The 26,781-nt window shown below is 73.2% G+C and carries 22 protein-coding genes and 2 pseudogenes; 4 read left to right on the top strand and 20 right to left on the bottom strand.

Annotated features, from left to right (window positions below; translation table 11 throughout):
* Positions 1-120: 120 nt before the first annotated feature.
* From ACQEVS_RS24365 to ACQEVS_RS24350, 4 genes and pseudogenes are all read right to left on the bottom strand, one after another.
* The gene (locus ACQEVS_RS24365) at positions 121-609 is read right to left on the bottom strand and encodes a hypothetical protein (RefSeq protein ID WP_433023612.1); all 489 of its coding nucleotides are present in this window, start codon (positions 607-609) and stop codon (positions 121-123) included.
* A gap of 378 nt (positions 610-987) precedes the next feature.
* Positions 988-2,169, bottom strand: a complete 1,182-nt coding sequence (locus tag ACQEVS_RS24360; protein WP_433023611.1) for a helix-turn-helix domain-containing protein — start codon at positions 2,167-2,169, stop codon at positions 988-990.
* 65 nt (positions 2,170-2,234) lie between these two features.
* Positions 2,235-2,873 carry an HAD family hydrolase gene (locus ACQEVS_RS24355; RefSeq protein ID WP_433023610.1) on the bottom strand — a complete coding sequence of 213 codons (639 nt, stop codon included), beginning with the start codon at positions 2,871-2,873 and terminating at the stop codon, positions 2,235-2,237.
* A gap of 81 nt (positions 2,874-2,954) precedes the next feature.
* A pseudogene (locus ACQEVS_RS24350) lies at positions 2,955-4,200 on the bottom strand (helix-turn-helix domain-containing protein).
* 265 nt (positions 4,201-4,465) lie between these two features.
* On the opposite strand from ACQEVS_RS24350, the gene ACQEVS_RS24345 reads away from it, so the two are divergent.
* Entirely contained in the window at positions 4,466-6,388 is a 1,923-nt protein-coding gene (locus ACQEVS_RS24345) for a ricin-type beta-trefoil lectin domain protein (RefSeq protein WP_433023609.1), read from the top strand.
* Positions 6,389-6,472: 84 nt separating this feature from the next.
* Here ACQEVS_RS24345 and ACQEVS_RS24340 read toward each other — a convergent pair whose 3' ends face one another.
* The 5 genes from ACQEVS_RS24340 to ACQEVS_RS24320 form a co-directional block, all read right to left on the bottom strand.
* The gene (locus tag ACQEVS_RS24340; protein WP_433023608.1) at positions 6,473-7,231 is read right to left on the bottom strand and encodes a serine hydrolase; all 759 of its coding nucleotides are present in this window, start codon (positions 7,229-7,231) and stop codon (positions 6,473-6,475) included.
* An 80-nt stretch (positions 7,232-7,311) separates the two neighbouring features.
* On the bottom strand, positions 7,312-8,730 hold the full coding sequence (locus ACQEVS_RS24335; protein WP_433023607.1) for a sugar porter family MFS transporter: 1,419 nt from the start codon (positions 8,728-8,730) through the stop codon (positions 7,312-7,314).
* A gap of 283 nt (positions 8,731-9,013) precedes the next feature.
* A complete protein-coding gene (gene smc, locus ACQEVS_RS24330) occupies positions 9,014-12,571 on the bottom strand; it encodes a chromosome segregation protein SMC (RefSeq protein WP_433023606.1) in 3,558 nt (1,185 codons plus the stop codon).
* A 308-nt stretch (positions 12,572-12,879) separates the two neighbouring features.
* Positions 12,880-13,086 carry a hypothetical protein gene (locus ACQEVS_RS24325; protein WP_004944922.1) on the bottom strand — a complete coding sequence of 69 codons (207 nt, stop codon included), beginning with the start codon at positions 13,084-13,086 and terminating at the stop codon, positions 12,880-12,882.
* A gap of 397 nt (positions 13,087-13,483) precedes the next feature.
* Positions 13,484-13,765: an acylphosphatase gene (locus ACQEVS_RS24320; RefSeq protein ID WP_433023605.1), complete on the bottom strand. Its 282-nt coding sequence runs from the start codon at positions 13,763-13,765 to the stop codon at positions 13,484-13,486.
* A 287-nt stretch (positions 13,766-14,052) separates the two neighbouring features.
* On the opposite strand from ACQEVS_RS24320, the gene ACQEVS_RS24315 reads away from it, so the two are divergent.
* A complete protein-coding gene (locus ACQEVS_RS24315; protein ID WP_433023604.1) occupies positions 14,053-14,514 on the top strand; it encodes a hypothetical protein in 462 nt (153 codons plus the stop codon).
* Positions 14,481-15,380, top strand: coding sequence for a CAP domain-containing protein (locus ACQEVS_RS24310; protein ID WP_433027859.1), 900 nt, complete (start codon positions 14,481-14,483; stop codon positions 15,378-15,380). Before ACQEVS_RS24315 ends, ACQEVS_RS24310 begins: the two co-directional genes overlap by 34 nt.
* 122 nt (positions 15,381-15,502) lie before the next feature.
* Here ACQEVS_RS24310 and ACQEVS_RS24305 read toward each other — a convergent pair whose 3' ends face one another.
* Positions 15,503-16,087 (bottom strand): flavodoxin family protein, encoded by a 585-nt coding sequence (locus tag ACQEVS_RS24305; RefSeq protein WP_433023603.1) that lies wholly within the window; start codon positions 16,085-16,087, stop codon positions 15,503-15,505.
* A 129-nt stretch (positions 16,088-16,216) separates the two neighbouring features.
* On the opposite strand from ACQEVS_RS24305, the gene ACQEVS_RS24300 reads away from it, so the two are divergent.
* A complete protein-coding gene (locus tag ACQEVS_RS24300) occupies positions 16,217-16,636 on the top strand; it encodes a winged helix-turn-helix transcriptional regulator (protein ID WP_433023602.1) in 420 nt (139 codons plus the stop codon).
* A 4-nt stretch (positions 16,637-16,640) separates the two neighbouring features.
* Here the strand turns inward: ACQEVS_RS24300 and mutM are convergent, their stop codons facing one another.
* From mutM to ACQEVS_RS24250, 10 genes and pseudogenes are all read right to left on the bottom strand, one after another.
* Positions 16,641-17,507 (bottom strand): bifunctional DNA-formamidopyrimidine glycosylase/DNA-(apurinic or apyrimidinic site) lyase, encoded by an 867-nt coding sequence (mutM, locus tag ACQEVS_RS24295; RefSeq protein WP_433023601.1) that lies wholly within the window; start codon positions 17,505-17,507, stop codon positions 16,641-16,643.
* 79 nt (positions 17,508-17,586) lie between these two features.
* Entirely contained in the window at positions 17,587-18,549 is a 963-nt protein-coding gene (gene rnc, locus ACQEVS_RS24290; RefSeq protein ID WP_433023600.1) for a ribonuclease III, read from the bottom strand.
* A gap of 19 nt (positions 18,550-18,568) precedes the next feature.
* Positions 18,569-18,742, bottom strand: a complete 174-nt coding sequence (rpmF, locus tag ACQEVS_RS24285) for a 50S ribosomal protein L32 (protein ID WP_003951102.1) — start codon at positions 18,740-18,742, stop codon at positions 18,569-18,571.
* Positions 18,743-18,744: 2 nt separating this feature from the next.
* Positions 18,745-19,341, bottom strand: coding sequence for a YceD family protein (locus ACQEVS_RS24280; RefSeq protein ID WP_433023599.1), 597 nt, complete (start codon positions 19,339-19,341; stop codon positions 18,745-18,747).
* A gap of 242 nt (positions 19,342-19,583) precedes the next feature.
* Positions 19,584-20,749: pseudogene (locus tag ACQEVS_RS24275) on the bottom strand (cell division initiation protein).
* 108 nt (positions 20,750-20,857) lie between these two features.
* Positions 20,858-21,337, bottom strand: coding sequence for a pantetheine-phosphate adenylyltransferase (coaD, locus tag ACQEVS_RS24270; RefSeq protein ID WP_433027856.1), 480 nt, complete (start codon positions 21,335-21,337; stop codon positions 20,858-20,860).
* A 29-nt stretch (positions 21,338-21,366) separates the two neighbouring features.
* The gene (gene rsmD / locus ACQEVS_RS24265) at positions 21,367-21,975 is read right to left on the bottom strand and encodes a 16S rRNA (guanine(966)-N(2))-methyltransferase RsmD (RefSeq protein WP_433023598.1); all 609 of its coding nucleotides are present in this window, start codon (positions 21,973-21,975) and stop codon (positions 21,367-21,369) included.
* A 114-nt stretch (positions 21,976-22,089) separates the two neighbouring features.
* Positions 22,090-22,533, bottom strand: a complete 444-nt coding sequence (locus ACQEVS_RS24260) for a cupin domain-containing protein (protein WP_433023597.1) — start codon at positions 22,531-22,533, stop codon at positions 22,090-22,092.
* A gap of 112 nt (positions 22,534-22,645) precedes the next feature.
* Positions 22,646-24,838 (bottom strand): ATP-dependent DNA helicase RecG, encoded by a 2,193-nt coding sequence (gene recG / locus ACQEVS_RS24255; RefSeq protein WP_433023596.1) that lies wholly within the window; start codon positions 24,836-24,838, stop codon positions 22,646-22,648.
* A 104-nt stretch (positions 24,839-24,942) separates the two neighbouring features.
* Positions 24,943-26,589, bottom strand: coding sequence for a DAK2 domain-containing protein (locus ACQEVS_RS24250; protein ID WP_433027853.1), 1,647 nt, complete (start codon positions 26,587-26,589; stop codon positions 24,943-24,945).
* Positions 26,590-26,781 lie beyond the last annotated feature (192 nt).

Below are 26,781 nucleotides of genomic sequence, written 5' to 3'. Positions count from 1 at the left end.
CCCGCTCCGCTCGGGCGCACGCGTCCCGCCGTGACGGGAGTCGCCATCCGAACCGGCGAAGCGAGGGCTTCGGAACATCCAGGGGATGTACGACAGCGCCCGACGCACAGGCAGGGCGACTCAGCGCGCCGACGCACCCCCGAGCAACTCCCGCAGCCGGTCGGGAGCGCACAACATGCCCTCCCCATCCGGCGCGGGCAACAACCAGAAGGCGCCCGGCGGCCGGCGGCGCGTGGGGACCGGGACGGCCAGGTAAGGGGTGTGGCGAGTCGCCCCGAGGCAGTGCGTGTGCGCCAAGTCCCATCCGACGGCGGCGTCCGGCGGCACGAGCGCGGTGTACCGGTCCCGCAGCCGGGAGACGATCACCGCCGCGGTGATCCCGCCCTCCCGGAACCACGCCTCCACCGCGCCGCGCTCCCGGCTCGCGACCCGGCTCGCGACGAGCGCGGCGGAGATGTGGACGGCGTCGAAGTGGATCCCGGCCCGCAAGGTGGCCGGCAGCCCCTTGGCCCACGCCTCCCGGGCCACCCCGGGATGCACCTCCCGCGAGACGAGCCAGGCGGCGGGGCCGGTGGCGAGCCAGGGGTGGAGGCGGGTGAGAGAGGTCATGGGCGTGGCTTTCCGTTGAGGGGGCGAAAGGTAAATGCCAAGGGGTTGGCTGTCAGGGGCGGCAATCCTGAGCTCACCGCGGCGGTGTTTCATGGCACGGACATGTGCAGAGCAGGGATTCGCTCCGGTCCTGATCGGAGTCACCGGAGATCCAGCGGATTGTCGTAGCGCCCGCGCAACTCCTGTGAAGGCCGATATGGCAGTCAGCCGTCAACTGGGGCTCGGCACAGCGGATAACGGGCAGTGCCCGATCACCTGTCGACCGCGCAAGAATGTTCTTGGCCACTGGCTTCTCCTCACCGCTGTGGTGTGTCGGCATGGAGATGGTGGCCCGCCATGACCGGTACAAGTACCCCTGTGAGGGGTACTGCCGTGTCACTATCCGGTAGCGCGGCACCACTCGGCGAAGAGGCTGATCTCGCGGGCATCGGCACGCTTCAGCCGACGCAAGACGGCGGTGTCTTCCCTGACCCAGGGGTGTTCGCGCGTGTGCTGCGGAGCGATGCGACGCGCCGTTTTGAGAGACACGAAGGCGGCCTCATGGCGTCCCGTCCACAGCTGAGCGCGGGCCGACTCGATGTAGAACGCGGAGCGGCGCTCTGCCGGCATGGCCAGTGGTGGGGTCCATTGGTCTGCGACGGAAACTGCGTCTTGCAGGTGTTCACCGTCAAGGCTCACGGCCACGGACACTCGGTGAACGAGTACCGAGTCGGGACCGAACGCCGTGCCTCCGTAAACGCCTTCGTCCATACGGCAGCTCAGATGTCCGGCCTCCGCAAGATGGGAGCCGGCTGCCTCGGTGTCCCCGGCTCTGCCCGCGATGACCGCGGCACGCATGTGCAGGGCTCCGACAGCCGCAGCGGATGCGACGTCATGAGGCCGGGGCATGACATCAATGGCCTCTTCCAAGCGACGCAGACCGGCTCGGTAAGTGTGCGCCGCGAAATGGATCTCCGCGGCCACATAGGCGACGGTCGCACACAGCAGGGGATCGTCGGACTGCTCGGCCGCCCACTCCATCAGGCCGATCAGCCGGGCCGAGAGATCCCTGGCGCCGAACTTGTAAGCCACCGCATCCGCCGTGCGATAGGCGGAGGCCAAAAGGCCCGCGACGGCCCTTCGTTCGGCGTGACTCGCACTGTGCAGTGCTCGCGCCAGTTCAGCGAGCAACGCGGGTAGCTCCCGGGAGATCAAGACGTATTGAGCACCAAGCCTCCACCCTTCCGCCCTGTTCACGGCCTCACGCAGCTCGGACAGTGAGCGAACCGGCCCCTCCTCGGGCATGTCGTAAGTGGCCAGAGCCGCGGAAAGGGCCGGCATGGCCAGATGGATGCGTGCGTCCGCCCGGGACGGTTGCGGCAGCAGTTTGGACAGGTCGACGCCCATCGCCTCGGCGAGCGCTTCCAGGGTGGTCTCACTGGCCCCGCGTTCGTTCCGCTCGATCTTCCGAAGGGTACCGAGAGCCAAGCCGGCCCGCGCCGCCAGTTGCTGCTGCGTCATAGCGGCGAGGCGACGCTGAAACGCGACGTACTTCCCTACACCGGAGTGTGATGTGGGCATCCCCCACCCCTCTTCGCAACGCGTTCCGCCACGGCACCCACGCGGCTCCACATCACGCGAAGGCCCTATCGGACCAGGAGACCAGTAAGGTCCATCAAGGACTGGATGCGCCAGTCCGCCACAGCGGCCTCCGCGCTGTCCGCCCAGAGGTGCCCCAACGGCCCTCGCCGCAGATGTGCCGTGCGGAACCCGGCCGCCGCCGCGGGAACACAGTCGTTGGCAGGGTGATCGCCCACATAAACCGTACGCTCCGGCGACGTCCCGGCCAGCTCGGCGACGCGGGCGAAGAAGGCGGGAGCCGGCTTGGCCACCCCCCACTCCCCCGAGGTCGCGACGGCATCGACGGGAAGCTCCATGGTCCGCAGCAGGTCACCGGCCCGGGCGGTCTGGTTGCCGGCCAGAAAAACGCGCAGGCCGGCGGAGCGGAGCGCCCGCAACGCCGGTCGGGCGTCCGGGTACAGATCCGACTCGTCCAGCCGTTCGCCGAACCCCGCCGCTTCCTTGGCGCGGGTCTCGGCGACGAGGTCGACACCCGGCCGGAACATCCGGATCGCGTCGGCGTTGTCCCGCCCCTGTGCCACGACAGCGCCGACCAGCGCGGACAAAGTGTGCCGGGGCACCGCAAGCCAGTCGGCCCAAGAGGCCCAGCCCCGGTCGTCCTTGATGATCGTTTCGCCGATGTCGAATACCACTGCCTCGATCACGCGAGGCAGCCTACGCGGCTGAGCCGACGGCGCGGAGGCGGAAGGGTCCGCGAAGAGCCCGGCAAACCATTCCTTCCGGACTCAGGCAGCCGCCCGGCTGAGTTTCGCGACGAGTTCACCCGCGCGCCGCCGCCGTTCCGGGCTCCGGGACTCGGTTTCCTCCAGCACGATCCGCCGCGCGTAGCCGTTGTAGGCGACCGTCTCCGGTGCCGTCGCGTGGGCGTTGGCGAGGGTTGCCAGGGCGGCGTCCGGCCGGCCGTCGAGGTGGTGGGCGCGGGCTTCCTCGATGCGGTGCCGCGCCCTGCGGGGGGCGGGACGGGATCAGGTCCCCGTTCGCCTGAGCGGACTGCCTGACGGACTCGGGGCCCGCACGCAACTCGACGGCGACGGTGACGGCGTGGGCGGCCATCACGGCGGTGGAGAACGAGGTGACGGGGTGGTAGTAGCCGGGTGGCAGCTCTTCCGCGACCCGACGTGCCCTGTCCCACCAGCCCCACGCGGTCCCCGACTCACCACGCCGTGCCGCCGTGTACCCCGCCTCGAAACGCAGGGCCCCGGTGATGGCACGCACGTCGGTGCTCGCGTCGGGGAGCAGCGGCTCCAGGAACCGCAGCGTCTCCGCGTTGACGGTCTCCGCCGCGTCGAAGTGTCCGGCGTCGCGGTGGGCCTGGACGGTCAGCCAGGCGGCCACCCCGATGGCGTGCGGGTCCTCGGACTCCTGGGCGGCGACCATGCCCCGTTCGGCCACCCGCCAGAGGAGGGCCGGGTCGGGCTGGTAGGCCACGAAGAACTGGGCCAGGGAGTACACCTGCGACAGGATCGCCTGCATCGCCCGCCGCTCGGCCGACGTCTCGGCGGCCCGCGCGCCGCACTGCCCGTCGCGGATCAGGCCGGGCAGCAATGCCCCCACGGCCTCACGGTGGTTGGCCGCCGAATGACGGGCCGCCCAGGCCCGGTCGAGCCGCAGCCGCAGGTGCGCGACGGACACCGGCTCGCGCTCGCACCGGACCGGAAACGCGTCGATCGCCTCCCGTACCGCGGGGAGGAGCCGGTGTCCCGACCCTGTGAACAGCTCGGCCGACATGGCCGGGTCACCGGTCAGTTCGCCCAGGTCGCGCACGCGCAGGATCTCGGCGATGCGCAGGATCGTCGACAGGGACGGCGTGTTAAGGACGCCGTTCTTCACCTGCTTCACCCACGACGGCGACCGCCCGAGCAGCCCGGCGAGCACCGGACGGCTCATTCCGCGGCGAGTGCGCAGGATCCGCATCCGCTGGCCGAAGACCAGCGGATGGGCGTACGGGCCCGGGGCGGCCTCGTCCGGCATGGGATGCCCTCCTCTGCGCGGCTCGACACGGCAAGCGTAGAGCGTGCAATCACGCGTATGTCGGTACTTGCCGTGGTGGACAGGCTCGGGGCGGACGGGCTCCCTCAATTGGCGGTGGGGCGAGGGTGTCACGAGGCCGCACCCTGACCGAAACCCTTGTCAAGCACGGGAGTTGTGGCACAGCCACCCCTTGACGCCAACCTTCCGAACATGAACGGATCGTTCCCGAGGTTGCCCATTCCCGTACTCCCGTGAGGAGACCACGATGAGCACACCCTTATTACCCGGGCCCCAGCCCCGATCCCGGGCCCTGTCCCGTTCCGTCGGGACCCGGAGACCGCGGCTGACCGCCGTCCTCTCCACCACGCTGCTGGCGACCGGCCTGCTGGTCGGGGCCGGTACGGACGGGCAGCCGGCGCGGGCTGACGAAGGGGCCGCGAGCCAGTCGGCCGGCAGTGACCGGCCGTTCGCCACGTACAACATGCAGGGCTCCGACAACGGGCTGCGGTGGACCGGCGAGGTGGGGCCGCTGTCGATGCGGCACCAGGTCGTCGCCCTTCAGGAAGTCGGCGCAGGGCCGCCCGCCGAGCCGAGTCAGGCGCGTGGGACCGGGGTGTCGATCCCGATCACCCATCCGTTCCCGGCGGGGCTGCCGGGGGTCGTGAACCACACGCAGTGGGAGTACCGCCACCACCGACGCCACGTGTACTTCCTCCAGACCGACCCGCAGCGCCACAGCGGGACCGGGCAGGACCGCTGGACCGGCGGCCGGGTCAATCTCGCCATGGTCACCCAGGCCCGCGCGGACGAGGTCCGCGTCATCGAGAACCCGCTGTACAACCGGAACGAGCCCAGGAACGAGTACCGCTACCGCCGCGCCCTCGGCGTGCGGTTCGGCAACACCGTCTACTACAACGTCCACGCGCGCGGCGCGGACGTCGGCCCGCTGCTCCGGCGGATCCGCGCCGCCACCCGGTCCGGCGAGAACTGGGTGATGGTCGGCGACTTCAACCTCGACATCCGCAACCGCACCGACCGGCAGGCCCGGGAGCGGAGCCTCCACCTGCGTGCCGACGAGCGGCTGGTCCGGTCCCGCCGCTCCACCCACCAGCGGGGCGGCGAGCTCGACTACGCGATCACGCGCGGCATGCCCCGGTTCAACGCGGGCGTCCCCGCGGGCCGGGGCTCGGACCACTACCCCGTCCAGTTCGAACCGGCCCCGACGCCCGTGCCGGCCGCGCCCGACGGGCAGGTGCACGCCTTCCCCATCGGCCTGGAGAACGCCGCGACCGGTGCCGCGCTGGACGTCACGGACCGTCCCGGCAGCCGGGTGACCACCCGCCGGCAGGCGTACAACGCCAACCAGCGGTTCCGGATGCGGACCACGCAGGGGCACTGGTACCGCATGGTCCGCGGCGGCAGCCCCCGCGTCGCGCCCGGGGCCCTCGCCGGGAAGCCCGGCACCCCCGCCCGGAACGCCGCGCACGACGAACTGTGCCCCGGCGTCAACCCGTTGATCCCGCTGTCCGTGCTCGCCTGGTCCTGCGACGCGCCCGAGGCGCAGTGGACGCCGGACGACCCGGGCGCGTCCGGAGGCCCGCTGCGCTGGCGCAACTCCCGCCGACCGGAGCTCTGCCTGACCGCGGGACGGATCGGGGACCCGGTCGGGGCGCTGCCCTGCGACGACAGCCCCGCGCAGCAGTGGTGGGACAACTCCCGCGCCGTCCCCGAGCCGGAGTGGCGCGTCGGTGACGGGCGGACCCGACTGCGCGCGTTCAACGGCCTGTACCTGGATCTGCGGAACGGGAGCGGCCGCGGCGGCACCCCGCTGACCGCCCGCCGGAAGAACGCCGTCACCACCCAGCGGTGGGACACCGAGTACGCCGAGTTCGGCGACAACCTCGTCCGGCTCCGGGCACTCGGCGGCGGCAAGCGGTGCGTCGACCTGGTCGACGTCGGCCGGCCGCGCCCCGGCGACCGTACCGTCCTGGGCGACTGCTCCGACCGCCGCGCCAAGAAGGACGGCACGGGCCACCGCTGGCAGGCCGAGATGTACGGCGACGGCACCCTCCGCTTCCGAAACGAGGCCGCGCACTTGTGCCTGGCGGCGCCGCTGCGGGAATCGGGTTACGTGACGGTCGAGTCCTGCGACGACAGCCCGCGACAGCGCTGGACGATCGCGCCCTGAGTCGTACAGCCGCGCCTTGAGGCACGCGGTCGCGCCTTGAGTCCTACGACCGCGCCTTGAGTCACCCGACGTAACGACCGGCGCTCAGTCCCCCGCCGTCCGCCCCAGCTCGTGCCTCCGCGCCCACACCCCCGCCGAGACCCGTGCCAGCAGCCGTGCCGCCGGGTCGTCGACGTCGTCGCCCGAGCCGAGGGGGCCGGTGTAGCAGACGGCGAGGGTGTAGGGCGGGGCGTCGGGCGGGTGGATGACGGCGGCGCTGTGGCGGAGGCCGGTGATCCAGCCGTTCTTGCCGGCCAGGCGGGTGCCCGGGGGCAGGCCCGCGGCGAGGTCGACGGCGTGGGCGTTGTGTTCCAGCAGGGCCAGGACCTGGGGTTCCAGGGAGTTCAGGAGGGCGGCGAGGTCGCGGGCGGTGACGTGGTTGTGGAGGCCGGCCGCGCGGGCGCGGTGGTCCTCGATGCCGCGGGTGACGGTGCTGCGGGTGGCGCCGGCCCGGCGCCAGACGTCGGCCACGGCCGCGTACCCGGTCTCGGCCAGGCAGAGGTTGGTGGCCAGGTTGGAGGAGTGGGTGACCATCCGCTCGGCGAGCCGGCGCAGCGGGACCGTCTCACCGAGCCATCGCCAGGGCAGCCGGTCGCTGTCCTCGGCGGGGTCGATGGCGTACGTGCCGCCGGCCGCGGAGGCGAAGCGGTTGACGACCGGGACGGGCCGGTCGAGGCCGGTGCCGGAGCGGTGGAGGGCGGCCAGGACGGCCACCTTCATGGTGCTCGCGGCGTAGTGCACCGCGTCCGCGTTCCGCTCGATCACCGGGGGGCGGCCGTAAGGGGCCACGATGACAGACAGCACGGTCTCAGAGTAGACAGCGGACAGGCCGCCCCGGTGCGAACCGGGACGGCCTGTCCGTGGAGATGGGCGGCGGGGGGATGTCAGCCCATCTCCTCCAACGCCTTGCCCTTGGTCTCCTTGACGTACTTGAGCACGAAGGGGATGGAGAGCACGGCGAAGACCGTGTAGATGATGTAGGTGCCGGAGAGGTTCCAGTCCGACAGGCTCGGGAAGCTCGCCGTGATGGCCCAGTTGGCGATCCACTGGGCGGCCGCGGCCACGCCCAGCGCCGCGGCGCGGATGCGGTTGGGGAACATCTCGCCGAGGAACACCCAGACCACCACGCCCCAGGAGAGGGCGAAGAAGAGGACGAAGGCGTGGGCCGCGATCAGGGCGACGGTGCCCTGGGCGGTCGGCAGCGAGCCGTCGCCGGCCTGGGAGGAGAAGGCCCAGGCTTCCAGGGCCAGGGAGACGGCCATACCGGCGGAGCCGACGATCGCGAGCGGCTTGCGGCCGATCCGGTCGACGAGGAGCATCGCGATCACGGTGCCGACGATGTTGATGATCGACGTGGTGAACGAGTAGAGGAACGAGTCGCTCGGGTCGATGCCCACGGACTGCCACAGGGTCGCCGAGTAGTAGAAGGCGACGTTGATGCCGACGAGCTGCTGGAAGACCGAGAGGCCGATGCCGACCCAGACGATCGGCAGGAAGCCGGCCTTGCCGCCGAGGAGGTCCTTGAAGCTGGACTTGTGCTCGCTGCGCATCGCGTGCTCGATCTCGGCGACGCGGCCGTCGAGGTCGACGCCCTTGCCCTCGACGTCCGCGAGGACGGCCTTGGCCTTGTCGATCTTGCCGACGGAGATCAGGAAGCGGGGGGACTCGGGGATGGCGAAGGAGAGCAGGCCGTAGAGGACGGCCGGGACGACCATGACGCCGAGCATCAGCTGCCAGGCCTCGATGCCCAGCACCTTGCCGCGCTGGTCGCCGTCGGCCATGTTGAGGATGCCCCAGTTGACCAGCTGCGAGATGGCGATGCCGACGACGATGGCGGCCTGCTGGAAGGAGCCGAGGCGGCCGCGGTACGCGGGCGGGGAGACCTCGGCGATGTAGGCCGGGCCGATGACCGAGGCCATGCCGATCGCGATGCCGCCGAGGACGCGCCAGAAGGCCAGGTCCCAGAGGGCGAAGGGCAGCGCGGAGCCGACGGCGCTGATGGTGAAGAGGGTCGCCGAGATCTGCATCACGCGGATGCGGCCGATCCGGTCGGCGATGCGGCCCGCGGTGGCGGCGCCGATGGCGCAGCCGATCAGCGCGATGGCGATGACCTGGGCGAGGGCGGCCGAGCCGATGTCGTACTTCCCGCGGATGCCCTCGACCGCGCCGTTGATCACGGAGCTGTCGTAGCCGAAGAGGAAGCCACCCATGGCCGCGGCCGCGGTGATGAAGATGACGTGGCCGAGGTGGTCCGGCTGGGCCTTGCGGCCCTCGGCCCCCTGCGCCATCGCAGTGCTGGTCAACGTGTACTCCTGGGTTCCTCGGCGACATTGCCGGGAAAGGTGTGGGGGTGGCCTTTCCAGTGGGTCACATGATCCAAGTGCCCACCAGTTGAAGGCATAAGCGACGCAGCAGACCCTATGTCTTCATTTGGCGAAGTCAATACTTTGTGACGAAGAACTATCCCCCACCTTTGGGGTAGTTTGCCTTCAATACTTGAAGGCGATCATGAAAAATGCCCGGAATGTGGGGCCGTTCGGGGCGTGAACGATCACCAGTCAGCCGACCGACAGGGGCGAGATCCGGTCAGCGCAACCGCTGGCTGATCACCTTTGAGACACCGTCGCCCTGCATGGACACGCCATAGAGCGCGTCGGCGACCTCCATCGTCCGCTTCTGGTGCGTGATCACGATCAGCTGCGAGCTCTCCTGGAGCTCCCGCATGATCCCGATCAGCCGCTGGAGGTTGGTGTCGTCCAGCGCCGCCTCGACCTCGTCCATCACGTAGAACGGACTGGGGCGCGCCTTGAAGATCGCCACCAGCAGGGCGACGGCGGTCAGCGACCGCTCGCCGCCCGACAGCAGCGACAGCCGCTTGACCTTCTTGCCCGGCGGCCGCGCCTCCACGTCCACGCCGGTGGCCAGCATGTCGTCGGGGTCGGTGAGGACGAGCCGGCCCTCGCCGCCGGGGAACAGCCGCGAGAAGACGCCCTCGAACTCCCGGGCGGTGTCCCGGTACGCCTCGGTGAAGACCTCCTCCACCCGCCGGTCCACATCCTTGACCACCTGGAGCAGATCGGCCCGGGTCTTCTTCAGGTCCTCCAGCTGCTCCGAGAGGAACTTGTGCCGCTCCTCCAGCGCCGCGAACTCCTCCAGCGCCAGCGGATTCACCTTCCCCAGCTGCTGGTACGCCCGCTCGGCGGCGCGCAGCCGCTTCTCCTGCTCGGCCCGGACGTACGGGACGGGCGCGAGCTCCCGCGGCTCCTCGCCCTCCGCCGGGGGCGACGGCGGCACCGGCTGGTCCGGACCGTACTCGGCGGCCAGCGCCGCCGGTTCGATGCCGAACTCCTCCAGCGCCTTCGCCTCCAACTGCTCGATGCGCAGCCGCTTCTCGGCGCCCAGCACCTCGCCGCGGTGCACCGAGTCCGTGAGCTTGTCCAGCTCGGACTTGAGCTCGCGGGCCCGGTTGCGGCCGGCGACCAGCTCGCGTTCGCGCTCCGCCTTCGCCGCCTCCGCGGTCCGCCGCTCCTCGTCCGCGCGGACCAGCGACACCTCGACGTGGGCCAGCAGTTGCCGGGCACCCGCAGCGACGGCCGTGGCGACCTCGGCCTCGTGCCGCAGCCGCGCCCGCCGCCGCTCGGCGCGCTCCCGCGCCTCCCGCTCCGCACGCGCCGCCCGGTCCAGCGAATCCGCCCGTCCCGCCAGGGCCTTGACCCGCTCCTCGTGGGTGCGCAGCTGGAGTCGCGCCTCCATCTCGGTCTGCCGGGCGTTGGCGCCGTCGGCGGCCAGCCGGTCGCGGGCGGCGGTGTCGGGCTCGTCAAAAGTTTCGCCGAGTTCGTCCTCGTCCAGCTCCTCGGCCGCGGCCAGCCGCGCGGCCAGCTCCTCGGCCTCCTCACGGGCCCGGACCAGCGCGTCCTCCGCGTGGGCCGCCGCGGCGGCGGCCCGTTCGGCCTCGCCCGCCGCCGCGCGGGCCTGCCCGGCGAGCCCGCCGAGCAGCTGCGCGGACCGGGACTTCTCGCGGTCGGCGGCGCTCAGCCGGGCGGCCAGCTCCTCGACGGCGGCGGCGCGGCGGGCGCGCTCCTCCCCCGCCTCCTGTTGCGCGCGGGCCAGCGCGGCGCAGCGCTCGTCCAGTTCGGCCCGCTCGGCGGCGGCCTCGTCGACGGCCGCCCGCACCTCCAGCAGGCTGGGCGCGCCCTCGGACCCGCCCTGGGCGAGGTGAGCGCCGAGCACGTCGCCCTCGGCGGTGACGGCGGTCAGCTCCGGCCGCCCGGCGACCAGGCGTTCGGCGTCCTCCAGGGAGTCGACGACCACGACGCCGTCCAGCAGCCGCCGCACGGCGGGCAGCAGTTCGTCGGGGCCGGTGACCAGGCCGGCGGCGTACCGGCCGACGGGCGGCGCGGGGCGCTCCGGACCCGCGGGACCGGGGGCGCCGCCGAGCAGCAGGACCGCGCGGCCCGCGTCCTCCTTCTTCAGCAGCCGCAGGGCCTCGGCGGCGGCCGGGAGGCCGGTGACCGCGACGCCGTCGGCGGCGGCGCCCAGGGCGGCGGCCACCGGGAGCTCGTACCCGGGGGCGACGGTGAGCAGTTCCGCGGCCGGGCCCAGCAGCCCGTCCCACCGCTCCCCCGCCGCCAGCAGGGCGCCCGTGCCGTCCTTGCGGCGCAGGCCCAGGGCCAGGGCGTCGTGCCGGGCGGTGACGGCGGCCCGGCGGCGCTCGGCGTCCGTGGCGGCCTCGCGGGCGGCGGCCAGCGCGGCGTCGGCCTCGGCCAGCGCCTCCTTGGCGGCCCGCAGCCGGCCGGCGAGTTCGGCGTCGCCGGCGTCGGTGCCGTCCGCCTCGGCCTGCCGGAGCTCGTACTCCTCCCGGGCCGCCGCCGCGCGCTCCCGGGCCTCGTCGCGGGCGGTCGCCAGCCGGCCGGCCTCGGCCTCGGCGGAGGCCACCCGGCCGCGGGCGGCGGTGACCCGGCCCTGCAGCCGGGCGAGCTGCTCGCGCCGGTCGGCGAGGGCGCGGGCGGCGTCGCGCAGCCGGCGCTCCTCGTCGGCGAGGCGGCGTTCGAGGTCGGCGCGGTGGGCGGAGGTGTCCTCCAGGGCTCGGCTCGCGGCCTCCACGGCGGCCTCCAGCTCGGCCTCCTGCTCGCGGACGCGGGCCGCCTCGCGCTCCAGGTCCTCGGGGTCGCGGCCGCGCCGCTCCTCGGCGGGGGCGGCGGTGGCGCTGGTGACCCGGGCGTCCGCGAGGCCGATGGTGCCGCGCACCCGCTCGGCGAGGCGGGAGAGCTCGTACCAGGTCTGCTGTGCCGTGGCCAGCCGCGGCGCCAGCTCCCCGACCTGCCGTTCCAGTTCGGCCTCCCGGCGGGCCGCCTCGCGCAGCTCGGTCTCGGTGGCGTCCTTGCGGTTCTTGAGGGCGGCCTCGTCGGCGATCTCGGCGTGCAGCGCCTCGCGGAGGACCGTCAGGTCGTCGGCCAGCAGCCGCAGCCGGGCGTCGCGCAGGTCGGCCTGGATGACGGCGGCCCGGCGGGCGACGGCGGCCTGCCGGCCCAGCGGCTTGAGCTGGCGGCGCAGTTCGTCGCTGAGGTCCTGGACGCGGGCGAGGTTGGCCTTCATCGCGTCGAGCTTGCGGAGCGCCTTCTCCTTGCGCTTGCGGTGCTTGAGGACGCCCGCGGCCTCCTCGATGAAGGCGCGGCGGCCGGCGGGGTCGGCGTGCAGGACGGAGTCGAGCTGGCCCTGGCCGACGATGACGTGCATCTCCCGGCCGATGCCGGAGTCGGAGAGGAGCTCCTGGATGTCGAGGAGGCGGCAGGTGTCCCCGTTGATCTGGTACTCGCTGCCGCCGTTGCGGAACATGATCCGCGTGATGGTGACCTCGGCGTACTCGATGGGGAGGGCGCCGTCGGAGTTGTCGATGGTGAGCGAGACCTCGGCGCGGCCGAGCGGCGGCCGGCCGGTCGTCCCGGCGAAGATGACGTCCTCCATCTTGCCGCCGCGCAGCGACTTGGCGCCCTGCTCGCCCATGACCCAGGAGAGGGCGTCCACGACGTTCGACTTGCCGGAGCCGTTGGGGCCCACGACGCAGGTGATGCCGGGCTCGAAGCGCAGGGTGGTGGCGGAGGCGAAGGACTTGAACCCGCGCAGGGTCAGGCTCTTGAGGTGCACGCGGACCGACTTTACCGTTCTGTCCTGCGCCGTTCCGGGCCCGCTCGGGCCGCTGGCGCGCCGCGACGGGATCCGCGGGCCGTGGTTTCACCCCGGAACGGGCAGGGCACAGTTGCGGTACGGGACGGGGGGCGAACGCCGGTGGACGACGGAAGGAACGACGGGGGACGCCCGGGGAACGGGGCGGCCGGGCGGCGGACGCCGTCGGCGGAGGCGGGTACGACGAAGGGACGCCGAAGCGTCCCTTGCAGATTCTCGAGCGGCTGACAGTGCAGCCCGACCGGACCCCCGGAGCGGGGCCGTTGCGGTCAGGCGAGCGCAGGCTCCGCCTTGGAAACGTCGATGCTGTCGAGCAGCGAGTCACCGCGGTGAGCGGCGGCAGACAGCGCGTCGTTCTCGGCCTGCATCCGGATGAGCTCGGATTCCAGGTCCTGGACTCGCTGCTGAAGCCGTCGCATCTCGGAGAGGACTCGGGGGTCGGAGCCGCCGACGTAACCGAGAAGCGCCTTTGCCATGATGGATGGTCCTCCACACTGAGTGACCGACCTAAGCGGTGTGGGTCGTGAGGGATTCGCACCCGCGGTGCTTGGCCTTCGCTCTTGCTCGTGTCTTCCATGCCAAACAGCTAAGGTGCGCGGGGCTTCCAGAGTCTCACCAAATGGTTTGACGGTCAACACGATCACACCGCGTATCGACGGGCGTCCCGGCGGTGCGCGGCGGTCGAATGCGCGGCGCCTTTCGCTGACCGGGCCCGGAGGGCGGGGAGATCATCCGTTGGGGTGCAGCCTTCCATGGCGGCGCCGTCTTGGCAACCATCAGGCAATATTCCCTGAGCGCATATGCCAATGGCATATAAACGGCGCTCTGGGCCTACCCGGATCCGCCTTCTCCCGCCCTTTCGGCGGTACCCGGTCAGCGCATCTCGAAGCCGTCGTAACCACCGCGCGGTGTGGCCCAGATCTCGGTGACGCCGTCCACACGCCCGGGCGTGTCCCCGTTGCGCAGCCAGTCGAGCAGCCCCTCGCACGCCGCGCGCGGGCCCTCGGCCACCACCTGGACGCGGCCGTCGGCGAGATTCGAGGCGAAACCGATCAGCCCGCCGATGCGCAATGCGTTCTCCCGGGTGAACCAGCGGAAGCCCACACCCTGCACATGACCACGAACCCAGGCGGTGAGACGGACACAGTCGTTCATGTCCGCACGCTAACCGGCCAATTAGACAAGCGGCACTTCGACCCCGGATTTCGTGCCGTACAGTCGCGCCTCGAAAAGGACTAGCCCGTACGAGTGACACCCCACGCACCGTGACGCCGAGCACCCAAGGAAGGCAGCGGATGGGTCGCCATCGACGCTCTGCCCCCGTGACCTCCGAAGAAGCGACAGCGAGTCCCCGGGCATCCAGGGATCCCCTGACGAGCGAGACGACCGAGCCGGCCAAGGCCGTCACATCGCCCCCGACGTCCCCCTCACACGCGGCCGTCGTGCCGTACGACCCGGACGAGGCGCCCACCGTGCCCCTCCCGGTGGCGGTGCCGGTGGAGGTCCCCCTCCCTACCGGTGACGCCCGCACCGGACCGGGCGCGGCGGCGCCGGACGAGCACCGTCCGGCCGCCGGCCGGCATCGCGGCCGGCGCCGGGCCGGGCGCGGGGAACGGCGGGCCGCGACGCCCGTGAACGGCCGGTACCGGCCGGATGAGGGGCCGGACAAGGCGTCCGCGCCCCGGCCGGAGAAACAGCCCAAGGAGAAGAAGGCGGCGCGCGAGAGGCGGGAGCCCGGCCGGGGCGCCGCGGCGAAGGCGGGCGCCGTCGGCGGCGGTGCCGTCCGGCCGCCGAAGGCACAGAAGGCGAAGGCCCCCGCCCGGACCGGCCTGCTCGGCGCCTCCGCCGCCGTGGCCATAGGGCCGTGGCCATGGTCTCCGGCCTGCTGCCCGGCAACCCGCTGACCGTGGGCGACAGCAGCGGCGGCAGGCGCGGCGGGGTCCCCGGCGGCCAGGTCCGCGCCGACGCCCCGATCGAGGTGCCGCCCGGCGCCCGGCCCGGGCAGCCGCCGGCGGCCGGGCACACCGGCCCGACCGTCCCGGTGGCGCGGCCGGGGTCGGCGGTCGGGACGGCGTACGACCGCGGGAGTGCCCGTTCGCTGGTCCAGGCCGTCGCCCGGACGTCCGCGCCCGCCGAGCGCCCGGCGGCCGGCGCGGACACCACGACGGCCTCCACCACCGCGTCCGCCGCGTCCGCGACCACCGCGTCCGCCGCGTCGGCCTCCGTCGCCGTCCCCGGCTCCGCCGCGGCCCGGATCGCGGTCGACGCGCACCGGCAGGACGCGGCACCGGTCGCGGCCGCGCGGGCGGAGCAGGCGGCGTCCGCCCGGCTGCGGGCCGACCATGCCGCCGAGGCGGGCGCGCGGGCGTCCGCGGAGGCCGCCGCCGACACCCGGAGCGCCGCGGCGCGGACGGTGGTCGCCCTGGTCAACGCCGAACGGGCGAAGGCCGGTTGCCGGCCGCTGCGGACGGAGGCGCGGCTCACCTCCCTCGCCCAGTCGATGAGCGAGGACATGGCGCGGCGCGGCTTCTTCGACCACACCGACCCGGACGGCCGCTCCCCCTGGGACCGGGCGGCCCGGCACGGCGTGCGGAACCTGGGCGGGGAGAACATCGCCCGGGGCCACGCCGACGCGCACGCGGTGGTCGACGCGTGGATGCGCAGCGCGGGGCACCGGCAAAACATCCTCAACTGCGACTACCGGACCCTCGGCGTGGGCGTCCGGCACGGCGCGGGCGGCCCGTGGTGGACGCAGGACTTCGGGTACTGAGGGGGCCGTCGCCCGACGAGGACCGCGAACGCCGGCGGGCGGACCGCGTCCCGGATCTCCGGGGTGCGGTCCGCCCGCCGGCGTGTGGGGGCAGCGGTCGGCGCCGTGGGGGGGCGCCGCCGTCAGAGGGCGGCGCGGCCGGCCGCGAAGACGCGGGCCTGCTCGGCGACGCGGCTGCCGAGGTGCGCGGCGGTCTCGACGTCCGCCTTGTGGACGCCCTCGGGGCCCTGGTCGTTGTTGCTCTGGGCGCCGGCGCCGAGGTAGAAGCCGAGGCGGTTGATGTCGTTCTCCGACGCCTCGGAGGTGTTCCAGCCCGGGTGCAGGCCGAGGCTCACCCAGTGCATGCCGTGCTGGCCGGCCAGGAGGCTGAAGAACTGCAGGGTGTGCAGCTTGTCGCCGCTCATGGAGCCGGAGTTGGTGAAGCCGGCGGCCAGCTTGTCGCGCCAGGCGTGGGTGAACCAGCGCTTGGAGGTCGCCTCGGCGAAGGCGTGGAAGGCGCCGGAGGCCGTGCCCATGTAGGTCGGCGAGCCGAAGACGATCGCGTCGGAGGCGTCGAGCAGCGCCCACTGCTCCTCGGTGATCTCGTCGACCTTGATCAGGTGGACGGTCGCGCCGGTCTCGGCGGCGCCGGCGCGGACGGCCTCGGCGAGGACGGCGGTGTGGCCGAAGCCGGAGTGGAAGGCGATCGAGACGACGGGCGTGGTCATGGGGGTCTCCTGAAGCAGAAGTGAGGGGTCGGACCGGCCGCTGCGGGCCGCGCCGATAACCAAAGGAAAGCACTAACTTTTGGTTAGCGCAACCCCTGGGGAAGCGCTGTGGGCGAGTACGCTGGTTTCATGACAGCCGACGGCACCGCAGCACCGACCAGGAAGATCACCTGTACCGAGGCGCTCGCCTTCAACGTCTTCTCCCGCGACTGCCCGTCCCGGGAGACCCTCTTCGACATCACCGGCCGCTGGGGCTCGCTCGCCCTCACCGCCCTGCTGGAGAACACCCTCCGCTTCAACGAGCTGCGCCGCCGCGTCGAGGGCGTCAGCGAGAAGATGCTGTCGCAGACCCTCCAGGCACTGGAGCGGGACGGGATGGTGCACCGCACGGCACAGCCGACCAACCCGCCGCGGGTGGACTACAGCCTGACGCCGCTGGGCGAAGAGGTCGCCGAGCGGCTGATGGGCGTGATCGAGCTGGTGCAGGCCCGGCAGGCGGACATCGACGCCGCGCGGGAGCGGTACGACACCTGCCACCGGCCGGCCTGACGGCTCAGGCGCGCGGCGGCCGCTGGCAGCGCGGGCAGAAGTAGCTGGACCGGTTCATCCAGGGGCTGCGCCGCATGGCCGTGCCGCAGCGCCGGCAGGGCTCGTCCTCCCGCCCGTAGGCGTCCAACGACCGGTCGAAATAGCCCGATTCGCCGTTCACGTTGACGTAGAGGCTGTCGAAGCTGGTGCCGCCGACCGCCAGCGCCTCGTTCATGACCTCGCGGATGTGGGTGAGGAGTTCGGCCGTGCGGGGCCGGGTCAGGCCGGCCGTCGGACGGTCGAAGTGCAGCCGCGAGCGCCACAGCGCCTCGTCGGCGTAGATGTTCCCGACCCCGCTGATCAGCGACTGGTCGAGCAGGGCGCGCTTCACCGTGGTGCGGCGGCGGCGCAGCGCGGCGTGGAACGCGGCCTCGTCGAAGGCCGGGTCCAGGGGGTCGCGCGCGATGTGGGAGATGACGTCGGGGAGCGCCTCGTCGTCGCCCGGCACGGTGTCGTGGAGCGAGAGCCCGCCGAAGGTGCGCTGGTCGACGAAGCGCAGCTCGGTGCCGGCGTCGTCGTCGAAGCGCAGCCGCACCCGCAGGTGCTTCTCGTCCGGCGCGTCCTCCGGCTGGACGAGGAGCTGGCCGCTCATGCCCAGGTGCGCGAGGACGGCACGGCCCGAGGGCCCCTCCAGCGGCAGCCACAGGTACTTGCCCCGGCGCCGCGCGAGGCCCAGCCGCTCCCCCGTGAGCCGCGCGGCGAAGTCGGCCGCGCCGGCGAGGTGCCGGCGGACGGCCCGGGGGTGCCGGACCTCGACGGAGGCGACGGTGCGGCCGCACACCCAGGCGGCCAGCCCGCGCCGGACGACCTCGACCTCGGGCAGTTCGGGCACGGCGCTCCTCCGGGCGGGGTTCTGTGGGACGTGAAACGGCCGGCCCGGGGCGCGGAAAGCGCCCCGGGCCGGCCGGTGTTCACTGCGCGGCGGGCTGCTGTGCTCCGCCGGTGGTGGGTTCGGTGTCCCCGTCGACGGCCGACTCCCGCGCGGACGCGGTGCCGGTCGCGGCGGGTGCCGCCGTCCCGTCGGCCTCGACGGCCTGGTCCTGCTGCTCGGCCGTCGCCTTCCCGGCCTTCTCGGCCTTCGCCGGCTTCCCGGTCCGTTCGGCCTCCGCGGCCTTGGCCCGGGCCTCCGCCGCGCCGTGGATGGCGCGCCAGGCGGACTCGGCCGCCTGCTGCTCGGCCTCCTTCTTGCTGCGGCCGGTGCCGGTGCCGTACTCGACACCACCGACGCGGGCAGCAGCCGTGAAGGTCTTCTCGTGGTCCGGACCCGTCTCGGTGACGAGGTACTCGGGCACGCCCAGCCCCTCCGTCGCCGTGAGCTCCTGGAGGCTGGTCTTCCAGTCCAGGCCGGCGCCGAGGTTCGAGGACTTCTCGATCAGCGGGTCGAAGAGCCTGTGCACCAGTTCGGCGGCGGCGTCGAGCCCCTGGTCGAGGTAGACGGCGCCGATCACCGCTTCCAGGGTGTCGGCGAGGATGGAGGCTTTGTCACGGCCGCCGGTCCCCTCTTCGCCCCGGCCGAGCCGGATGAACGAGCCCAGTTCGAGACCGCGTCCCACCTCGGCCAGCGCCCGCGAGTTGACCACCGCGGCCCGCAGCTTGGCCAGCTGGCCTTCGGGCAGGTCGGGGTGGATGCGGTACAGCGTGTCCGTGACCACCAGGCCGAGGACGGAGTCACCGAGGAACTCCAGCCGCTCGTTGGTGGGCAGACCGCCGTTCTCGTAGGCGTAGGAGCGGTGGGTCAGCGCACGCACCAGAAGGGCGGTCTCGAGTCTGTACCCGAGCCGCCCTTCCAGAAGCGTGTGAGACGAGGCTGCGTCCTGTGGCGCCGGTCCGGATCCTGTCCCGCGTCCGCGGGACGGCGAATTGGCGTCTGACATGGAGCCTGTCACCCGCCGATCAGACCTCGAGGACCTGACGCTTGTTGTAGGTGCCGCAGCTCGGGCACGCGATGTGCTGCTGCTTCGGCTCGTGGCAGCGCTCGCACGCCACCAGGGTGGGGACCGCAGCCTTCCACTGCGACCGGCGGTGGCGCGTGTTGCTGCGCGACATCTTCCGCTTCGGAACAGCCACGGCTACTTCTCCTGTGAGTCATCCCCGGCGGACCGGGGTGCGTTGTCCATCTCGCCGTCCTGGTCGGATACGGCGAGTCCCTGCAGTGCCGCCCAGCGAATGTCGTGGACGTCGTGGTGGTGGTCCGGGTCGTCCGCGAGCCGCGCTCCGCATTCGGAACACAGGCCCGGGCAGTCCTCCCGGCACACCGGCTGCAGCGGCAGTGAGAGCACCACCGCGTCCCGCAGCACGGGTTCGAGGTCGAACAGGTCGCCCTCGAGGAAGAGCGTGTCCTCCTCTTCCTCGTCGTCGTCAGCGGGCTCCGCAACGGGGCGGTTCCGGCTGTCGGCGTCGGGGTAGGAGTACATCTCCTGGAAGTCCGCTTCGAGCTCTCGCTCCAGCGGCTCCAGACACCTTACGCACTCCCCGGTGAGCGGTGCACGGGCGGTGCCTGTGACGAGCACCCCTTCCATGACCGACTCCAGTCGGAGGCCGAGCTCCACGGTCGCGCCCTCGGGGACTCCGATGACCTCGATACCGAGGTCGGCGGGGGCCGGGATCGAGCGGGAGAGCCGCTTCTGCGCACCGGGACGCCGGCCCAGCTCGTGCGTGTCGAACACGAGGGGGGAACGGTGATCGAGGCGGGCGTTCAGGGCTTCCTGCTTTCTACGCTGCGGCGAAGGCGGCCCGTGATCACGCGCCGTACGAAACCTCGTACGCCACGACGCGGGCAGCCGGGATCGCGAATGTACGCGCGACCGAACAGTCAGGATACTGGACGGTCCGCCCCTGGCCCAATCGTGCCTTCCGCACCCACTTCGGACCCGGCCCCGGACCGCCCACGAGACCGGTCGGGGCGGGCTCAGCGACCCTCTTCGTAGCGCCGGAGCTGTTCCAGGTCGATCATGCTCGTGTCGAAGAAGCTGGTCTCGTCGAGCGCGCCGGCGCTCTGGGGCGGGACGACGACCACGCCCTCCAGCGGGGCGTCCTGCCGGGGTCGGCCGGCGGGTAGCCCTGAGCGGGACCCTGACCGTACCCCTGGCCGTAACCCTGGTCATAGCCCTGCCCGCACCCGTGCCCCTGCCCGTACCCCTGGCCCGCGTCATGGGCCGGCCAGCCGTAGTCCGCCGTCTGCCCGGGGTGGCCGGGGTGGCCGTCGGCGGTCCCGCCGGCCGCGTACGGGTCCGTCTGGCCCGCGTACGGCTGCCAGCCGTACGCGGCGGCCTCCTGGACCGGTTCCCGGTGGGCGGGGGGTGCCTGGTGGGCCCAGTCGGAGCGCGACCCGGCAGCGGGGTCCGGGTGGGCGGCGAGCTCCGCGAGGAAGTCGGCGTCCGTGGCGGGGCGCTCGGCCGGGCGGCCGTCCTGGGCCGCCAGGTGGGCGCCCAGTTCGTCCGCCGGGCGGGCACCGAGCAGCTTCTCCCGGCCGCGGCCGACCGCCTCCAGCGTCTTCGCCAGCACCGCGGAGACGGCCGTGAGCTTGGCGTCCACGTAGGCGTCGGCGTTGTGCCGCTGGGTGGCGGGGTCGCCGCTGCGCTCGGGGACGTCGGCGCCGGGGTCGTCGGGGTCGTCGAAGGCGCGGCCGTCGCCGAGGCCGAGGAGCTTCTCCCGGCCGCGCTCGACCGAGCCGCGGGTCTTGGTGAGGACGACCTCGAAGTTGGCGAGCTTGCCGTCGACGTAGTCGTCGGCCTGGGCACGGATCTCGGCGGCCTCCCGGCGGGCCTCCGCGAGGATGCGGTCGGCCTCCTCGCGGGACTCGCGGGCGACCTCGGTGCCGGAGATCAGGGAGCCGCGCTGGGCGCGGGCGGACTCGATGATCCGCTCGGCCTCCTCGCGGGCGTCGGCGACCATCCGCTCCCGGCCGCCGATCAGCTCCCTCGCCTGCGCGAGGGAGTCCGGCAGGGCGGCCCGGACCTCCTCCAGGAGGCCGAGCAGCTCGGCCCGGTTGACCACGCAGGACGCGGACATGGGCAGCGAACGGGCCCCGGCGACCGTCGCGACGATCTCGTCGAGCTTCTTCTGGACGTCCACCTTGACGATCGCCACTCTCTCCCGGACGACGGCTACGAACGCCACGACTGTACGGCCGTCGGCCGCCGCCCGGCAGCTACTGACGAGTCGTCAGTTCCGGGTGGCGGGTCAGTCGCGCGCGAGGCGCCCGGTGAGGGCGTCCAGCACGGCCGGCGGGACCAGGTGGGAGACGTCACCGCCCCAGGCGGCGACCTCCTTGACCAGGCTGGAGGAGAGGAAGCTGTAGGTGGGGTTGGTGGGGACGAACAAGGTCTCGACGCCCGACATCCCGTTGTTCATCTGGGCCATCTGGAGCTCGTAGTCGAAGTCGCTGACCGCCCGCAGGCCCTTGACGATGGCCGGGATGCCGCGGTCCTTGCAGAAGTCGACCAGCAGGCCGTGGAAGGACTCCACCTCCACGTTCCCGTACTCGGCGGTGACCTCGCGGAGCAGGTCTATCCGCTCGTCCACCGTGAAGAGGCCCTGCTTGGATTTGTTGATCATCACGGCCACGTGCACGACGTCGTACAGCCTGGAAGCGCGGGCGATGATGTCGAGGTGTCCATTGGTGACGGGATCGAACGACCCCGGACAGACGGCGCGGCGCAACAACGGTGGTTCCTCGCTCTCCGGTGCTTTCATGGCGTGCGTGACGTGCTCGGAGCGTTGTCGGTGCCGCACGCCGAGGCGGCGCGACCGTACCAAAGGGTTCCCTCGCCGTAGCGACGGGCCCTCAGCCCCTCGAAGCCCTCGGGCCAGCGGAACTCGCCGCCGCGGGTGGCGCGCTCCACGGTGACCAGCGCGTCCTCGGCGAGCCAGCCGCCGGTGCGCAGTGTGAGGAGGATCTCCCGGAGTTCGTCATCCGTGACCACGTAGGGCGGGTCGAGGAAGACGATGTCGTAGGGGGCGGCGGGGGCGGGGCCCGCCGCGATCTGCTCGGCGCGGCCTGTGCGCACCTCGGCGCCCGGCAGGCCGACGGTGCGGACGTTGTCCCGGATCACCTTCGCCGCCCGGGCGTCGGCCTCCACCAGCAGCGCGTGCGCCGCGCCGCGCGACAGCGCCTCCAGGCCGACGGCGCCCGAGCCGCCGTAGAGGTCGAGGACGCGGGCCCCCTCCAGCGGGCCCAGCAGGGCCGTCCAGGTGGAGAACAGGCCCTCGCGCGCCCGGTCGGAGGTCGGGCGGGTACCGGTGCCGGGCGGTACGGCGAGGCGGCGTCCGCCGGCGGTTCCGGCGATCACGCGGGTCATGGGGGTGCGGTCCTTCGGGGTGCGGGCGGAGGGCGGCGGGGGTCCGCCGCTGCCCTCAGCGTAGGCCGTGCCCCGGGGGCCCGCCCGGGGCTCTCCCCCGCGCCGCCCGCCGCGCTACTCCGCCGGGACCTCGGTGAGCTGGTAGAGCTCGGGGACCGAGACCTTGATCGGCTCCTGGGTGGTGCGCGCGATCACGACGACCACGGTCTCGTCCGCGGAGGGGTTCTCCTCGCGGTGCGGGACGAACGGCGGGACGAGGAGGAAGTCGCCGGGGTGGGCGGTGATCCGCACCTCCTCCGTGCCGTCGTGGAAGACGAACACCGGGTGGCCGCCGACCACGAAGATGCCGGCCTCCGAGGCGCCGTGGTGGTGGTTGTCGGTCGCGCTCAGCGGAGGGTTCTCCACCATGCCCATCCACAGCTTCCTGGAGCCGACGGTGTGGCCGCTGATGGCGGCGTAGCCGTCGAGCTCGCCCGCGCGGACGTGGTGGACGCGGTTGTTGGGCCGCGCGTCCCCGTCGGTGCCCTGCGTGGTCGCGGCGTTCTCCTGCACGGTCATCGTCTGCCTCCCTGGTGGTGTGCGGCCCCTTCGGACCGGGCATCAGGCTGCGGCCGCCGTGGCCGGACGGGCAACCTTTGTTGCTCGAATGGCAACGCCGCCCCGACAGGCGTCACCCCTTGTCCAGGTACCGCTCCCGTTCCTCGTCCAGCAGGGCGTCCAGGGCCGTGCGGAGCGCCGGGAAGGACTCCAGCTCGGGGTCGGCGGCGACCACGGCCGCCGCCTCGTCGCGGGCGGCGGCGATGACCTCCTCGTCGTCGATGACGGTGAGCATCCGCAGCGAGGACCGGACGCCGGACTGGGCCTGGCCGAGGACGTCGCCCTCGCGCCGCTGTTCGAGGTCGATGCGGGAGAGCTCGAAGCCGTCCAGGGTGCCGGCGACCGCGCCCAGCCGGGCCCGCGCGGGGCTCGCCTCGCCGGCCTCGGTGACCAGCAGGCACAGGCCGGGGGCGGAGCCCCGGCCGACCCGGCCGCGCAGCTGGTGCAGCTGGGAGACGCCGAACCGGTCCGCGTCCATGATGACCATGACGGTGGAGTTGGGGACGTTGACGCCCACCTCGATCACGGTGGTGGCCACCAGGACGTCCACCTCGCCGGCCGCGAAGCGGCGCATCACGTCGTCCTTGGCCTCGGGCTGCATCCGCCCGTGCAGCACCTCCACGCGCAGGCCCGCCAGCGGCCCCTTGGCCAGCTGCCCGGCGACGTCGAGGACGGCGAGCGGCGGCCGCTTCTCGGGGTCGTCCGGCCCCTCACCGGACTTCTGCTTCCCGTTCTCCTCCTCGTCCCCGATGCGCGGGCACACCACGTACGCCTGGTGCCCGCCCTCGACCTCCTCGCGCACCCGCTCCCAGGCACGGGCCAGGAAGTGCGGTTTGTCCTTGGCGGGGACGACGTGGGTGGCGATGGGCGAGCGGCCGGCGGGAAGCTGGTCCAGGACGGAGGTCTCCAGGTCGCCGAAGACGGTCATGGCGACCGTGCGCGGGATCGGTGTGGCCGTCATCACCAGCAGGTGCGGCGGCTGCTTGCCCTTGGCGCGCAGCGCGTCCCGCTGCTCGACGCCGAAGCGGTGCTGCTCGTCCACCACGACCAGCCCCAGGTCGTGGAACTGCACCTTGTCCTCGATCAGGGCGTGGGTGCCGATCACGATCCCGGCCTCGCCGGTGGCCAGGTCGAGCAGGGCGCGGCGGCGGGCCGGGGCGCCCATGGACCCGGTGAGGAGGACGACCTTGGTGCCCAGGTCGGCGCCGCCGAGCATGCCGCCCTCGGCGAGCTCGCCCATCATCTCGGTGATCGACCGGTGGTGCTGCTGGGCCAGCACCTCGGTGGGCGCCAGCATCGCCGCCTGCCCGCCCGCGTCCACGACGGCGAGCATGGCGCGCAGCGCGACCATCGTCTTCCCCGACCCGACCTCGCCCTGGAGCAGCCGGTGCATGGGGTGCTCGGTGGCCAGGTCGTCGAAGATCTCGGCGGAGACGGTGCGCTGGCCGTCGGTGAGGGTGAACGGCAGCTTGGCGTCGAAGGCGTCGAGCAGGCCGCCGGGGGCGGGCTTGCGGGCGACGGCGGGGAGCTGGGTGTCGGCGTGCCGGCGGCGGGCGAGGGCGACCTGGAGGACGAACGCCTCGTCCCACTTCAGGCGGGCGCGGGCGTCCTCGATGTCGGCCTTGGTGCGCGGCCGGTGGACCTTGCGGAAGGCGTCCGGCAGCTCGGCGAGGCCGCGGCCCTCGCGGAGCGCGGGCGGCAGGGGATCGACGAGGCCCCGCCAGCCGTCGGCCTCGAAGAGGTCGAGGAGGGTGTCCACGGCCTTGGTGAGCTTCCAGGACTGGAACTGCTTGCAGGCCGGGTAGAGCGGCAGCAGCCGGCCCGCGAAGTCGGCGGCGGCGTCCGCGCCGCTGTCCCGGTCGAGCAGCTCGTAGTCGGGGTGCAGCAGCTGCCGGGCGCGGTTGAACACCGACACCTTGCCGGCGAACATGCCGCGGCGGCCCGGGACGAGCTCCTTCTCGCGCGCGTAGGCGCCGCGCCCGAAGAACACCAGGGTCAGCGCGCCGCTGCCGTCCGTGACGACGACCTCCAGCCGGACCCCGCGCCCCTGGTTGAACGTCTTCATCGCGGCCTTGGCGACCTGCGCGACGACCGTGACGTGCTCGTCGAGCGGCAGGTCGGCGAGGCGGGTCAGCTCGCCGCGCTCGGCGTAGCGGCGCGGGTAGTGGTGCAGGAGGTCGCCGGCGGTGTGCAGGCCGAGGTGCTCGGCCATCACCTTCGCGGTGGTGCCGCCGAGGATCTTCTTCAGGGGCTGATCGAGCTGCACAGTGTTCTCCGGGCTCTCCGGACGTCGGATACGGGCACGGTCCCATTGCACACCACGGCACTGACAACGCCGGGCAGCACCGCTTCTCGACCCCCGCCCGACGCCTACTCGACGCCGATGAGCAGCGGCGCCGGCTGCCGGCCGCCGCGGTAGACGACGGTGTCCACGGCGAGGTGGCCGTCCCGGACGTGCCGTTCCAGTCCGTCGGCGAAGCCGGCCGGGGCGTCGTCGGCGACGACGAGGGTGACCAGTTCGCCGCCGGCCGCGAGCATCCGGTCCAGCACGGTGGCGGCGGTGGCGGCCAGGTCGGCGCCGATGACGGCGACGTCCCCGTCGATCAGCCCGAGCACGTCGCCGGCCTGACAGACGCCCGCCATGGTCCAGGATCGGCTCTCGGCGACGGTCAGTTCCGCGTAGCGGGTGGCGCCGGCGGCGGAGGTCATGGCGACGACGTCCTCGTCGAAGCGGCGGCCGGGCTCGTGGACGGCGAGGGCGGCGACGCCCTGGACCGGGGAGCGGGTGGGGATGAGGGCGACCCGGACGCCCTCGGCGCGGGCCTGCTCGGCCGCCGCGGCGGCGGTGTGCCGCAGGTCGGGGTCGTTCGGCAGGAGGACGACCTCGCGGGCGTGCGCGCGCCGGACCGCCTCGACGAGCTCCCCGCTGGCGGGCGGCTCCCCGGGCCGGACCGGCACGACCGTCGCGCCGGCCTCCGCGCACAGGGCGGCCAGCCCCTCGCCGGGGACGAGGGCCACGACGGCGCGCTGGACGGGCTCGGGGGCGCGGGGGCGCCCGTCGGCGGCGGCGCCGAAGTGGGTGATGCGGATCCGGTACGGGCGTCCGGCGTCGACGCCGGCCTCGACGGCGGCCCCCGCGTCGTCCACGTGGACGTGCACGTTCCAGAGCCCGTCGCCGCCGACGACGACGAGCGACTCCCCCAGCGCGTCCAGCCGGGCGCGGAGCCGGGCGACGGCGGCGTCGTCCGCCTCCAGCAGGTAGATCACCTCGAAGGCGGGGCCCGCGCCGGGCGCGGTGCCGTGCGCGGCCCCGGCGGGGCAGGTGTCGACGGGCCGGGCGGCACGAGGTGTCCGTGCCGGCCGGCCGGCCGGCGCGGCGCCGCCCTCCAGCGCCGCCACGAGCGCCCCCAGGACCTCCACCAGCCCCTTCCCGCCCGCGTCGACCACCCCGGCCCGGCCGAGCGCCTCCAGCTGGCCGGGGGTGGCCTCCAGGGCCGTACGGGCGGCGGCGTGCGCCGCGCGGGCCACGGCGGCGGCGTCGCCCTCGGTACGGGCCGCGGCGTCGGCCGCCGCGGCGGCCACGGTGAGGACCGTGCCCTCGACGGGCCGGGCGACGCCCTCGTACGCGGAGTCGACGGCGCGGCGTAGCGCGCGGCCCAGCAGGTGACCCTGGTCACTCTCGCCGCTGTCCTTCAGCACTTCCGCCATGCCGCGGAACAGCTGCGCCAGGATCGTGCCCGAGTTGCCGCGCGCGCCGATCAGGGCGCCGTGCGCCATGGCCCGGACCGCCTCCGAAAGCCCGGGACGGGCCCCGGGCCCGGCGGTGGCGTGCGCCTCGAAGACGGCCTCGACGGCGCGGCCGGCGGACTCGGCGGTCAGGTAGAGATTGGTCCCGGTGTCGCCGTCGGCCACGGGATAGACGTTGATCGCGTCGATCTCCTCGCGGGCCCGGCCCAGGGCGTCGAGCGCCAGAGCGCACCAGGCGCGTACCGCGGCGGCGTCGAGGGGATGCGGCACCTGGGAGTCCTCCTCGGCGGTGGCGGTGGGTGGCGGTGGCGGTCGGCGGTGACGGTGGGCACAGTAGTCGTGCGGGCCGCTCCACCGGGCCGGCCGGGCGGGATACGGGCCGGTCATGGTAGTTTCGTTGTCCTGGAGCGGTCGTTGTATGCTGCTCCGGTTGCCTGATGAGAGTCAGGCCATCCCCCTGAC

Origin of the sequence: Streptomyces sp. CA-181903 (assembly GCF_050937075.1) — a bacterium.
In the GTDB taxonomy this organism is placed as follows: Bacteria; Actinomycetota; Actinomycetes; order Streptomycetales; family Streptomycetaceae; genus Streptomyces.
The sequence above is the reverse complement of the archived record's forward strand: the minus strand, read 5'-3'. Positions and strand labels throughout refer to the sequence as shown.